This window comes from Rahnella bruchi (assembly GCF_003614975.1).
GTDB lineage: Bacteria > Pseudomonadota > Gammaproteobacteria > Enterobacterales > Enterobacteriaceae > Rahnella > Rahnella bruchi.
This window is the reverse complement of sequence record NZ_QZWI01000009.1, coordinates 95,556-109,205: the sequence shown is the minus strand read 5'-3', so window position 1 is coordinate 109,205 and position 13,650 is coordinate 95,556. Positions and strand designations below refer to the sequence as shown.

Genomic DNA, 13,650 nt, shown 5'->3' with positions numbered 1-13,650 from the left:
AATTATCCCAGCTGACCGTTACCCAGATGTTTGATCCGGCGCTTCACTTCTTCCTGCTTACCGGCGTTAAACGGACGGGCATCCGGACTGCCGAGATAACCGCATACGCGGCGGGTGACTGACACGCGGGAAGGCTCGTGATTGCCGCATTTCGGGCAGGTGAAACCTTTGCTGGTACACTCGAATTCACCGGTATAGCCGCAGTCGTAACACTCGTCGATTGGCGTGTTGGTGCCGTAATAAGGCACGCGGGTGTAACTGTAATCCCACACATCTTCCAGCGCTTTCAGGTTGTGCTGGAGGTTCGGATATTCGCCATAGCAGATGAAACCGCCGTTGCTCAGTGGCGGATAGGGTGCTTCGAAGTCGAGCTTTTCGTACGGGTTTACTTTCTTCTCGACGTCGAGATGGAAGCTGTTGGTGTAATATCCTTTGTCGGTGACACCCGCCACCAGACCGAACTCGGCTTTGTCCAGACGACAGAAACGGTCGCACAGGTTTTCGCTCGGCGTGCTGTACAGACTAAAACCGTAACCCGTTTCGTCTTTCCAGCTTTCAGTTGCTGCTTTCAGACGGGCGACAATCGCCTCGGCTTTATCGCGAAGCTGGCTGGCGTCGAACACGTGGGTCTGGTCGCCGAACAGCGCATTAATGGTTTCATGCACGCCGATGTAACCGAGTGAAATCGATGCTCGGCCATTTTTGAAGATGCCGGAAATATCGTCGTCAGCTTTCAGGCGCACACCGCACGCCCCTTCCATATACAGGATGGGGGCCACACGGGCTTTGATGCCTTCCAGACGTGCGATGCGGGTCATCAGCGCTTTCTTTGCCAGCAGCAGGCGTTCGTCGAGCAGCTTCCAGAATGCGTCTTCGTCGCGGTTTGCTTCCAGCGCAATACGCGGCAGGTTCAGGCTGATCACGCCGATATTATTGCGACCTTCGTGGATCATCTCGCCGTTCTCTTCATACACGCCCAGGAAGCTGCGGCAGCCCATCGGCGTTTTGAAAGACCCGGTGACTTTCACCACCTGATCGTAATTGAGAATGTCCGGATACATGCGCTTGCTGGCGCATTCCAGAGCCAGTTGCTTGATGTCGTAGTTGGCATCGCCAGCCTTGTGATTCAGGCCATCGCGGATAGCAAACACCAGTTTCGGGAACACGGCAGTTTTGCGGTTTTTACCCAGACCGGCAATGCGGTTACGCAGGATGGATTGCTGGATCAGGCGTGATTCCCAAGACGTTCCGAGGCCAAAACCAAAAGTAACAAACGGTGTCTGGCCGTTGGCGGTATGCAGCGTGTTGACTTCATATTCCAGTGACTGAAACGCGTCATAACACTCTTTCTCAGTACGGTTGTGGGCAAACGCTTCAGCATCGGCAATCTGCCACTCTTCGGCAGTCTGGCGATGTTTATTGAAACTGGCGGTGACGAACGGTGCCAGCACTTCATCAATACGGTTAATGGTGGTGCCGCCATAAATATGGCTGGCGACCTGCGCGATAATCTGTGCGGTAACAGCCGTAGCGGTGGAAATAGACTTGGGTGTGTCAATTTCCGCATTCCCCATTTTGAAACCGTGATTGAGCATGCCTTTAAGGTCGATCAGCATACAGTTGAACATCGGGAAAAACGGAGAGTAATCGAGGTCATGATAATGGATTTCGCCGCGCTCATGCGCCAGCACCACGTCACGCGGTAAAATATGCTGTTTGGCGTAATGCTTGGCGACGATACCTGCCAGTAAATCACGCTGCGTCGGGATCACTTTGCTGTCTTTGTTGGCATTTTCGTTGAGCAGCGCCATATTGCTTTGCTCAACCAGACCGCGGATTTCCTGATTCAGGCGACCGCGCATTTCGCGTTTCACATCGCGATCGTGGCGGTATTCGATATAGGCACGTGCCAGCTTTTTATGCGGACCCGCCATCAGCTGATTTTCAACCGCATCCTGAATGTCATGGATATCAACACGAGCCTGATCTTGCAGACTTTCAGCCACCACGCGGGCAACCTGCGCGCAATAATCCACGCTGTCGATACCGGCGGCAGCGGCAGCGCGTTGCACGGCTTGTTTAATCAGAACTTCATCGAAAGGGACCTGACAACCATCCCGCTTGATCACGACGGGCTGCATTTGGGTAGATTTTGCGGGAACGGTTTCCAGTCTTTCTGCCTTCACAATGACACTCCTTTTGGGCGGATCCCGCACTCCACAAGGCTTGCAGGCCGGTTGTGTGGGTTTTGCGTTAAACCGCTACATGTTGGGTTGGGCGTGTACTATACACACTAGATGTAGGATCTGCGCGAGCGTTAATTCTCACTTTATTGACCTGAAACAAAGATTATTTTCAGCGGAAGAATAGATGACCAAATGTAAATTCTGGCCTGAATTTTGCGTGTTGTTTTATAAGGAGATGCATAAAAAATAATCGGGCCAGCGACGAGTGTGACTGACCCGACAGAACAGAAATTTCAGATTATCAGGTGAGTTGCCAGAGGCACTCATATGGACGAAGGATGCCAGAAGTGGCGGGTGAGTCGTAATTGCTCAGCAGCGTATTACCGGAGAATTCCGTATGCGAAAAAGCCTGATCCTGCGCGCTCAGATTTGCCACCACGCGCAGGGTTTTGCCTTTCGCCGTTCGCGTATAGCCCCAGAGCTGCGGATGTTCCGGCAGTAAATCCTGATAATCACCATCAGTCAGCACCGGCAGCGTTTTGCGCAGCGCGATCAGTTGCTGATAGAGATAAAACACCGAGTTTTTATCCGCCAGCGCCTGTTCAGTATTAATTTCCTGCGCGTTATGGCTGACAGAAATCCACGGCGTGCCGGTGGTAAATCCGGCCTGTTCCCCGGCGTTCCACTGCATCGGTGTGCGGCTGTTATCGCGTGATTTTTTTGCCAGAATACGCAATAGTTCTTCGTTGCTGCGACCATCGGATTTCAGCTCGGCAAACATATTCAGGCTTTCCACATCGCGGTATTGCTCGAGATGTTTGAAGCCCGGATTAGTCATGCCGATTTCCTCGCCCTGATAGATATACGGCGTACCCTGTAAACCGTGCAGCACCATCGCCAGCATTTTAGCTGACGTTGTGCGCAGTTCCCCTTCATCACCAAAGCGCGACACAATGCGCGGCTGATCGTGATTACACCAGAACAGGGCGTTCCAGGCGTGACCGTGCATTCCCTGCTGCCAGTCGCGGAAAATCTGTTTGAGTTGCACGAAATCCGGCGGCGCGTCTGTCCATTTTTCGCCGTCCGGATAATCGACTTTCAGGTGATGGAAGTTAAACGTCATCGACAGTTCGCTGCCATCATTGGCAGCGTAACGGCGGCAATGTTCCAGTTTAGTTGAAGACATTTCGCCGACGGTCATCAGTCCGAGCGGTTTGAAAACATCGCGGCTGAATTCCTGCAAAAACTCGTGAATGCGCGGGCCGTCGGTGTAAAAACGGCGGCCATCACCGGCATCGTCGGAAGGGAAATCCTGCTGTTTTGATACCAGATTAATGACGTCCAGCCGCAGCCCGTCGACACCTTTATCTGCCCAGAACTGACAGACTTTTTTCAGCGCTTCCCGCACCGGCGGGTATTCCCAGTTGAGATCGGCCTGTTCGGTCGCGAACAGATGCAGATAATACTGGCCGCTGGTTTCATGCCATTGCCAGGCGCCACCCCCGAATTTAGAACGCCAGTTATTCGGCGGTCCGCCTCCGGTGGCGCTGTCGCGCCAGATATAAAACGGGCGGAACGCACTGCCCGGATCCTGTGACTGACGGAACCATTCATGGTGCGTCGAAGTGTGATTAAACACCATATCCATCACAATGCGGATGCCGCGCTGATGTGCTTCTGCGGTCAGCCGCTCGAAGTCTTCGAGCGTGCCGTAAGCCGGATCAATCGCACAGTAATCGGCCACGTCGTAGCCGTTATCAATCTGTGGCGACAGATACATCGGCGTCAGCCACAGGGCATCGACGCCCAGCGTTTTCAGGTAATCCAGACGCTGCGTGATGCCGTTGATATCACCGGTGCCGCTGCCCGTGGTGTCCTGAAAACTCTTTGGATAAATCTGGTAAATCACGCCGTTTTTCCACCACGGCAATTCGCTGCTCATTCCATTTTCCTTCTTGAATGTCTTACACCACAGCCAGTTCACCACGGCGGGCTTTGCGCTGATAAACCAGCACGGTCAGGGTAATCGGCACCACAATCGCCACCAGCATCGCCAGCGCGTAAATACTCCAGAACTGCGGTTTGATGGACAAAATACCCGGCAATCCGCCGACGCCGATGCCGTTAGCCGTGACGTGGAAAAGACCGCAAATCAGACCGGCAAACGCCGAGCCTGTCATCGCGCACAGCATCGGGAAGCGGTATTTCAGGTTGATCCCGTACATCGCCGGTTCGGTGACGCCGAGGAAGGCGGAAATTGCCGCAGGCACGGAAATCTCCCGCTCGTTGTGCTTACGGCTGACGATAATCACGCCGACGACTGCGGCAGCCTGAGCAATGTTGGACAGGGCAATCAGCGGCCAGACCGGGGTGCCGCCGGTGCTCTGCACCATTTGCATATCGATGGCGAGCGTCGTCTGATGCACGCCGGTGATGACCAGCGGTGCGTAGAGGAAACCAAACAGCGCGGCACCCACCGGCGCGAGGCTGCCGGTCATGACGAATTTCACCGCGAAGGCCACGCCGTCGCCAATCATGCGGCCAAACGGCCCGATCAGTGTGTGCGCCAGGAACACGGCAATAATCAGTGAAGTGACGGGGACAATGACCAGATACAGGTAATTAGGCACGATACGTTTCAGGCCATTTTCTATCATCGCCAGCGCCATACCGGCGAGAACGGAAGGTATAACCTGCGCCTGATAACCGACTTTTTCGATGGTGAACCAGCCAAAATTCCATACCTCAGGAATTTGTTGTCCGAGGTTGTAGGAGTTCATCAGTTGCGGAGAAACCAGCGTGATGCCGAGCACGATCCCGAGGATTTCGGTACCGCCCATTTTTCTGACCGTTGACCAGCACACCGCCACCGGCAGGAACATAAACACCGCTTCGCCGAGCAGCCACAGGAAGTCGTAAATGGACTGCCACAGCGGATGCATCTGCGCCAGCGTCTGGCCGCCGCTCATCGGGATTTCACCGATAACGTTGCGGAAACCGAGGATCAAACCGCCGCTGATCAGTGCCGGTAACAGCGGGAAGAAGATTTCCGCAAAGTGAGAAATGCTGCGCTCGAACCAGCTCATATTCTGGCGTGCGGCAACCTTCGCCTGCTCTTTACCGGCAGCACTCTTGCCGGTGCTGGCGATCAGGACTTTATAGTAATCATCCACCTCTGGCCCGATAACCACCTGAAACTGTCCGGCGTTGGTGAAACAGCCTTTAACCATCGGCAGGGCTTCGAGGCCTTTCGGGTCGGCTTTGGACGGATCATTGAGGACAAAACGAAGACGCGTAATGCAGTGAGTCACCATGGCGATGTTGTCGCTGCCGCCAACGAGGGCGATCAGCTGATCAACATCCTGTTGCTTAACTTTGCTCATAGGGAAGGCCTGTGATTTTGCGTAAGTGTGTAGGGTACGGTTCAAGCATAGCGAAGGCGGTGGGAACTTGTCCGGGAACGTTCCCGGTTTTGCCGGGACGATCACAAAGTTTCTGCTTTTCAGAAAAGCAGAGGGCATAAGCAGCGGAGATCAGGCGGAGAGTTTTCCCGGAATAATGCGCTGTTGCAGGGGAGCCGAATCGTTGAGTTGCGCCAGCAACTGCTTAGCCGCCGCTTCACCGCCTTCACCGTAGCCGAGCTCAACCGAAAGAGACTCCGGGAAGAGGAAGCGTAACAGGGGATTGTTGCCGATACCGCACACCTGCACGCCGGTAATTTGCTGCTGTTGCAGGTATTTTTGTGCGCCAATGGCGATGGTATCGGAGGCGCAAATCACCGCCTGGACGTTGCTTTTCAGTAATTGCGGGATCAGCTCGAAACCGCTCTGATAGGTAAGCTCGCCCAGCGCCATGTGCGCTGTCAGTCCCTGTTCCTGACAGAATGCCTGATAGGCTTCGCTGCGCCGCTGGCCGGTAGTGGTGTCCTGTGGAGAGACGCCGATAAAACCTATTTCACGCAGATTCTGTGCCAGGAGTTTTTGCATCAGCAAATGCACCGCGCCCGCATCGTCATAGCAAACAGAGGACAGCCCTGGTATATCTCGCGCCAGCATCACCAGTTTATCCTGCCACGGTGTCAGCATCTGCGCCGATAAACCGGTAAAACCAAACAACACCACGCCGTCGATATTACGCTGTTTCAGCACCTGCAAATGCTCTTTAACCCGCTCGGCGCTGAATTGGCTTTCCAGCACAATCGGATCGTAACCCTGCTGATAAAACAGCGGCAGCATGGCGCGTACAGCCTGATTCTCCGACGGAGAATCGAGACGGGAAACAATAATCGCCACGATTTTATCGCTGAATCCGCGCATCGCCCGCGCCGATTTCGACGGGCTGAAATGTTGCTGCTCAATCACCTGCAATACGCGTTCCCGGGTTTGCGGGCTGACATTGCCTTCGTTATTCAAAACGCGGGAAACCGTGGATTTTCCGACGCCGCTCAGGCGCGCAATGTCATTTATGGTCAGGCGATTTTGCATAGTTATTTTGTATGATTAAGTTTGATCAGGTTTAAGTTCGGTTGCAGTAAACAGGTCTATAATTCGCGAAAAATACGCCTGAGGCGTAGTTTACAGCTCTACCCTAACGGATTTTTATACCCGATGCGTATGAATTTCCAGACCGTTCCTTACCGGAGGTGAAAACCCATGGAACCCGACCCCAACTCTGTAGGTCCGTTGTGATCCGGTAAGCACCCGCTTTTTGCTGCTGCTTACCGTGACGTTAAAAGTTATCAGGTAAGCGGTGGTGCGCGTCTCTTCGTTCGCCCCTGTTTTGTTACAACCCTTTTGCCATGTCTGCGGCAGTTTTGCCGTGGGCGCAATAAGGTGCGAATGATGTTCAAAAATTTCACTTCCCGGCTGCTCACTGCGCTCAGCCGTAACTTACCGCGCCGTTTAGTTCGTCGCGATCCGATGCTCGAAAATGTGCCAGGCCGCGCCGCGCAGGCGATTCCTGCGGCGATGGCGGCGCATTGTCAGGCTTGCGCCCGTGCGACAGAAGATCAGCTTTACCTGCAATTTGCCAGCCATCCTGAAGGGCTGACCACGCAGGAAGCCGACGCTATTCGCGAAGTTTCCGGCCTCAATCAGACCGACGATCAGCAGCCAGCGCCTTGGTGGCTGCACTTGTGGCACTGCTACCGTAATCCGTTCAACCTGCTGCTGACCGTGCTGGGTCTGGTGTCTTACGCGACCGATGACCTCACGGCGGCACTGGTGATTGGTGCGATGGTGTTGATATCCACTTTCATGCACTTCATTCAGGAAGCGCGCTCCAATAAAGCCGCCGATGCGCTCAAAGCGATGGTCAGCAACACCGCCACCGTGCTGCGCAGTGACGCGCAAAGCGGGCGCAGCGAAACGGTGGAAATCGCGATCAGCCAGCTGGTGCCGGGCGATTTGATCAAGCTTTCTGCGGGGGATATGATCCCGGCAGATTTACGCATTCTCTCCGCCAAGGATCTTTTTATCAGCCAGGCGGCGCTGACCGGCGAATCCCTGCCGGTAGAAAAACATGCCTGCGAGAAAAAACCGATTGCGGCTGATCCGCTCGAACTGAATACCCTGTGTTTTATGGGCACCAACGTGGTCAGCGGCACGGCAATCGCGATGGTGATCGCCACCGGCAGCAAAACCTGGTTCGGTCAGCTGGCTGAACGCGTGGTGCAGGAAGATACCCAACCGAATGCGTTCCAGGCCGGGATCAGCAAAGTCAGCTGGCTGCTGATCCGCTTTATGATGGTGATGACGCCGGTGGTACTGGTGATCAACGGCTACACCAAAGGCGACTGGTGGGAAGCGGCGCTGTTTGCGCTTTCCGTGGCCGTGGGCCTGACGCCTGAAATGCTGCCGATGATTGTGACCTCGACGCTGGCAAAAGGCGCGGTGAAACTTTCCCGCCAGAAAGTGATCGTCAAACGTTTGGACGCTATCCAGAACTTCGGCGCGATGGATATTCTCTGTACCGATAAAACCGGCACGCTGACGCAGGATAAAATCGTGCTCGAGCGCCACACCGATGTGCTCGGCGTGACCAGTGATGACGTGCTGCATCTGGCGTGGCTGAACAGCCATTATCAGACCGGCCTGAAAAACCTGCTGGATGTTGCCGTGCTCGAAGCAGGCGATGCCGGTCCGGCGCATAACTCTCTGAAAGTGGACGAGATCCCGTTTGATTTCGACCGCCGCCGTATGTCCGTAGTGGTGGCCGAAAACGACAAGAACCACCGCCTGATCTGCAAAGGCGCGCTGGAAGAAATGCTGTCGATTTGTACGCTGGTGCAGCTCAACGGTGAGATTGTGCCGCTGACCGATGTGCTGCTCGGGCGTATCCGCCGCATTACAGATGACCTGAATCAGCAGGGGCTGCGCGTGGTGGCCGTGGCGCATAAAGTGATGCCTTCGCGCACGCAGGGTTACGGTGTGACCGATGAATCCAGCCTGATTCTGGCCGGATATATCGCGTTCCTCGATCCGCCAAAAGAGAGCACCGCACCGGCGCTGGAAGCGCTGCAACGTAAAGGCGTCACCGTTAAAATCCTCACCGGTGATAACCCGCTGGTGGCGCGTAAAGTCTGCAAAGATGTCGGATTACACGCGGAAACGGTGCTGATCGGCAGCGATATCGATGCGCTGGATGATGTACAGCTGTTGCACGTCGCCCGCGAAACCACGGTGTTTGCCAAACTCACGCCAATGCACAAAGAGCGCATCGTGCGCGTGCTGCGTGGCGAAGGGCATGTGGTTGGTTTCATGGGCGACGGCATTAATGATGCACCGGCGCTGCGCGCGGCAGATATTGGCATTTCCGTGGATTCTGCGGTGGATATCGCCAAAGAAGCGGCTGACATTATTCTGCTGGAAAAAAGTCTGATGGTGCTGGAGCAGGGCGTGACAGAAGGGCGCAGAACCTTCGCCAACATGCTGAAATACATCAAAATGACCGCCAGCTCCAACTTCGGGAACGTGTTCAGCGTGCTGGTTGCCAGCGCCTTCCTGCCGTTCCTGCCGATGTTGCCGCTGCATCTGCTTATCCAGAACCTGATTTACGATGTGTCTCAGGTGGCGATCCCGTTTGATAACGTCGATGAAGAACAGCTGGCAAAACCACAGCGCTGGAACGCCGGGGATATCGGCCGTTTTATGGTGTTCTTCGGGCCGATCAGCTCCGTATTCGACATTCTGACCTTCAGCCTGATGTGGTGGGTCTTTAAAGCCAATACCGTTGAAGCGCAGACGTTGTTCCAGTCCGGCTGGTTCATCGAAGGGCTGCTGTCGCAGACGCTGATTGTACATATGATCCGCACCCGCAAAGTGCCGTTCATCCAGAGCCGTGCGTCCTGGCCGCTGTGCATTATGACGCTGATGGTGGTTGTCACCGGTATCGCCCTGATTTATTCGCCGGTTGCCGGATTCCTGCAATTGCAGCCGCTGCCGCTGAGCTATTTCCCGTGGCTGATTGCGATTCTGGCGGGCTATATGGTGCTGACTCAGTGCGTGAAAGGCTGGTTCGTGCGTCGTTACGGCTGGCAGTAATCGGGGCGCATTCACCATAAAGGCGGTGATTGTTAACTCAGTCACCGCCTTTTTTATATCCAGCAGCTATAGTTATTCCTTTAGATTCAGCGGGCTAAGATGGCGCGCTTTTTTACTCTGAGGAATTTCACCGATGTCATTGCCCTTGCGCCGTACCCTTCTGGCTTCATCCCTGCTGCTGTGTGTTTCCGCTTTTGCCGCTCCGGCCGGTAATTTGCCGCTGATGCCGTGGCCGCAGCAGGTGGATATCACGTCACCTGCCGGTAAATTTGTTCTCAATGATGCGTTAAAGATTCAGGTCAAAGGCGATGCGCTGATGCCTGAAGTTAACCACTGGCGCGAACGTCTGGCGCAGCAAACCGGCTGGTATCTGCTGGCGCAAAACACCGAAACAGTCAGCGGTCAGGCGGCTATTACCCTCAATATTCAGAACAAAGTCGATGCGCAGCCGATGCCGGACAGCGACGAAAGTTATCAACTGGAGGTGACGCCGAATGGCGCAACGCTGACCGCCAGCACCCGTTTTGGCGCAATGCGCGGTATGGAAACGCTGTTGCAGCTGGTGCAGAACGATGGCGAAAATACTTTTATTCCACTGGTCAGCATTCACGATCAGCCGCGCTTTGCCTGGCGCGGCGTGCTGCTTGATTCTGCCCGTCATTTCCTGCCGGTGACTGATATCAAACGCCAGCTCGACGGTATGGCGGCGGCGAAACTCAACGTGCTTCACTGGCATCTGAGCGACGATCAGGGCTGGCGCTTCGAATCGCAGAAATATCCCAAATTGCAGGAACTGGCCAGCGACGGGCAGTTTTATACCGTCGCGCAGATGAAAGACGTGGTGGCTTATGCCACGGAACGCGGGATCCGCGTGGTGCCGGAAATCGATATGCCGGGTCATGCGTCGGCAATAGCGGTCGCGTATCCCGAACTGCTCAGCGCGCCGGGGCCGTACAAAATGGAACGCTCCTGGGGCGTACACGAGCCGACGCTCGATCCGACCAATGAAAAAGTGTATGCCTTTGCTGATGCCATCGTCGGCGAACTGACGCAGATCTTCCCCGATCCCTATCTGCATATCGGCGGTGATGAAGTGGACGCTACGCAGTGGAAAACCTCGAAACCTGTCCAGGCGTTTATGAAAGAGAAGGGCATCGCTGATACTCACGCATTGCAGGCTTATTTCAACACCCGTTTGCAAACCATCCTGCACAAGCACCAGCGCAAAATGGTCGGTTGGGACGAGATCTTCCATCCGGATCTGCCGCATGACATTGTGATCCAGTCCTGGCAGGGGCCGGATTCTCTCGGTGCCAGCGCGCAGAAGGGCTATCAGGGTATTTTATCCACCGGTTTCTACCTCGATCAGCCACACAGCGCGGCCTATCACTACCGTAACGAAATTCTGCCGCAGCCTCTGGGTGTGGATCAGAATGTGGCCGAAGGCGAACAAGCCCAGAGCTGGTCATTCAACATGCCGCGCCTGAAAGGCAAACCCGTAGACGGCTGCTTTACGCTGATTGAGAGCAAAGACGGCTGGCGCGGATTTATCGATTTCACCGGCAAAACGCGGCGCGCGGTGCGTGATATTGTCTGGCACAACGACGGGCGCGTGAGTTTTGCGGTCGATACGTGGATGGGCGATACACGCCCGGTGCTGAGCCTGAAAGACGGCAAAACTGACGGCTATTTCATTATTGGCAATGCCCGCTATCCGGTCACCGGCACCAGGCTGAGTGCGGTTCCGGACGGGCTGCCACCGGTGGTGCCTGATGCAGAAGGCATGAAAAATATTCTCGGTGGCGAAGCGGCGCTGTGGCAGGAAAATATTACGTCGCAGATTTTGGATCTGAAACTGTGGCCGCGCGGTTTTGTGGTTGCCGAGCGGTTGTGGTCAGCGCAGGACGTGAAAGACACCGGCAATATGTATCAGCGACTGGCGAAAATCGACGCCTGGTCGGTGGTCTCTGTCGGGCTGCAACAGCATGTGGAAACGGCGCGGCTGATGACGCGACTGGCCAACAGCACGGATATCGCGTCGCTGCTCAGCTTCTCGACGGCGCTCGAACCGGCGCAGTATTACACCCGTCAGCACATCAAATTCCAGGCCGGACATTATACGCAGTCCGAGCCGCTGAACCGTCTGGCCGATGCGCTACCGGCAGAAAGCAACGCGGTGCGTGAGTTTGCTGCGCAGATGAACACGCTGGTGCAGGATCCGAAAAATGCGCAGGCGGCGCAGTCCTTGCGTGAGCAACTGGAAAGCTGGCAGCGCAGCGCAGAGCAGGTGAAACCCGTACTGGCGCAAAATTACGTGCTGAAACCGTTGCAGCCGGTGGCGGAGCAGTTAGGTGATTTGTCTTCACAGGGGCTGGCATGGCTGGAGAAACTGCAAAAAGGTGAAACCCTGACAGCGCAGGAACGCCAGCAGGCGCAGGCTACACTGGATGACGCGGCAAAAGTGCAGGATGAACTGGTGATCGCGGTGGTGTATCCGCTGGAACAATTACTGGCCGGTCTTAAAGCCACGCAGTAACGGAGAGAGAAAACACCGGGCGGCAGTTTGCGCCCGGTGTTTCGTGGATCAGGCTTTCTGACAGGCCGCGGCGGTAAACAGCACGTCAGTGGATGAGTTCAGCGCGGTTTCGGCAGAATCCTGCAAAATACCGATGATGAAGCCCACCGCGACCACCTGCATGGCGATGTCATTGGGAATACCAAACAGGCCGCACGCCATCGGGATCAGCAACAGTGAACCGCCTGCCACGCCGGAAGCGCCGCAGGCACAGATTGCCGCCATCACACTCAGCAGCAATGCCGTCAGGATATCCACTTCAATCCCAAGTGTATTGACCGCCGCAAGAGTCAACACCGTGATGGTGATCGCCGCTCCGGCCATATTGATGGTGGCACCCAGCGGAATCGAGACGGAATAAGTATCTTCATCCAGCCCCAGTTTGCGGCAAAGATTCATATTGACCGGAATGTTAGCTGCCGAACTGCGGGTGAAGAAGGCGGTGACACCGCTTTCACGCAGGCAGGCGAAGACCAGCGGATAAGGATTCCGGCGGGTTTTGAAAAACACGATCAGTGGGTTGAACACCAGTGCGACCAATAACATACAGCCAATCAGTACGACCAGCAGGTGCGCATAATTGTAAAGCGCGCTGAAACCGCTGGTCGCCAGCGTTTCTGACACCAGGCCGAAAATCCCCAGCGGCGCGAAACGGATAACCACACGGACAATTTTGGTGACGGCGACAGAGACATCGGTGACCAGCATTTTGGTGGTATCTGCCGCCTGACGCAGGGCCAGCCCAAGACCAATCGCCCACGCCAGAATGCCGATGTAGTTGGCATCAATCAGCGCCCGGAAAGGATTGGACACGATGCTCATAATCAGTCCTTTCAGTACTTCTGCGATCCCCCCCGGCGGCGTGATTTCGACGTCAACCATTTTCAGAACCAGCGTTGAAGGGAAGATAAAGCTGACAACCACGGCAATCAGCGCTGCCGAAAAAGTGCCGAAAAGATACAGAAACAGGATCGGGCCCAGCGACGTTTTACGGCCTTTCGGATGATTGGCGATGGATGCGGTAACCAGTACTAACACCAGCAGCGGAGCAACCGCTTTCAGCGCGCCCACAAACAAACTGCCGAGAAGACCCGCGGTTTGAGCGGCTTCAGGCGCCAGGGCGGCGAGGGCGATACCCGCGATGAGGCCGACCAGAATTTGCATCACCAGACTGCCACTGAGGAAGCGTTTCAGAAATGACGACGAGGATTGTGATTGCATTATTTTTCCTTTTTTATGTGTAATTGCCACTCTTGTCCTGAGTGGTAACGCAGGAGACTAGCAGAATTTAGCTCAAAAAATAACGGACACTCATGAGTGTCCGTTTGAAAGTATTAATCTGCGAGCG

General features: G+C 55.2%; 7 protein-coding genes. 2 read left to right on the top strand and 5 right to left on the bottom strand.

Annotation, left to right across the window (positions count from 1 at the left end; all coding sequences use genetic code 11):
• Nucleotides 1–2: 2 nt before the first annotated feature.
• From nrdD to treR, 4 genes are all read right to left on the bottom strand, one after another.
• Nucleotides 3–2,141: an anaerobic ribonucleoside-triphosphate reductase gene (nrdD, locus tag D5398_RS15835; RefSeq protein WP_120508567.1), complete on the bottom strand. Its 2,139-nt coding sequence runs from the start codon at nucleotides 2,139–2,141 to the stop codon at nucleotides 3–5.
• Nucleotides 2,142–2,487: 346 nt separating this feature from the next.
• Nucleotides 2,488–4,128, bottom strand: coding sequence for an alpha,alpha-phosphotrehalase (gene treC, locus D5398_RS15830; RefSeq protein ID WP_120508500.1), 1,641 nt, complete (start codon nucleotides 4,126–4,128; stop codon nucleotides 2,488–2,490).
• A 22-nt stretch (nucleotides 4,129–4,150) separates the two neighbouring features.
• Nucleotides 4,151–5,569: a PTS trehalose transporter subunit IIBC gene (gene treB / locus D5398_RS15825; RefSeq protein ID WP_120508499.1), complete on the bottom strand. Its 1,419-nt coding sequence runs from the start codon at nucleotides 5,567–5,569 to the stop codon at nucleotides 4,151–4,153.
• Between the two features lie 150 nt (nucleotides 5,570–5,719).
• Nucleotides 5,720–6,670 carry a trehalose operon repressor TreR gene (gene treR / locus D5398_RS15820; protein WP_162940770.1) on the bottom strand — a complete coding sequence of 317 codons (951 nt, stop codon included), beginning with the start codon at nucleotides 6,668–6,670 and terminating at the stop codon, nucleotides 5,720–5,722.
• A 354-nt stretch (nucleotides 6,671–7,024) separates the two neighbouring features.
• Between treR and mgtA the strand changes: the two genes are divergently transcribed.
• Nucleotides 7,025–9,727, top strand: a complete 2,703-nt coding sequence (mgtA, locus tag D5398_RS15815) for a magnesium-translocating P-type ATPase (RefSeq protein ID WP_120508497.1) — start codon at nucleotides 7,025–7,027, stop codon at nucleotides 9,725–9,727.
• A 133-nt stretch (nucleotides 9,728–9,860) separates the two neighbouring features.
• The gene (locus tag D5398_RS15810) at nucleotides 9,861–12,263 is read left to right on the top strand and encodes a beta-N-acetylhexosaminidase (RefSeq protein WP_120508496.1); all 2,403 of its coding nucleotides are present in this window, start codon (nucleotides 9,861–9,863) and stop codon (nucleotides 12,261–12,263) included.
• A gap of 48 nt (nucleotides 12,264–12,311) precedes the next feature.
• Here D5398_RS15810 and sstT read toward each other — a convergent pair whose 3' ends face one another.
• Entirely contained in the window at nucleotides 12,312–13,523 is a 1,212-nt protein-coding gene (gene sstT / locus D5398_RS15805; RefSeq protein ID WP_120508495.1) for a serine/threonine transporter SstT, read from the bottom strand.
• Nucleotides 13,524–13,650 lie beyond the last annotated feature (127 nt).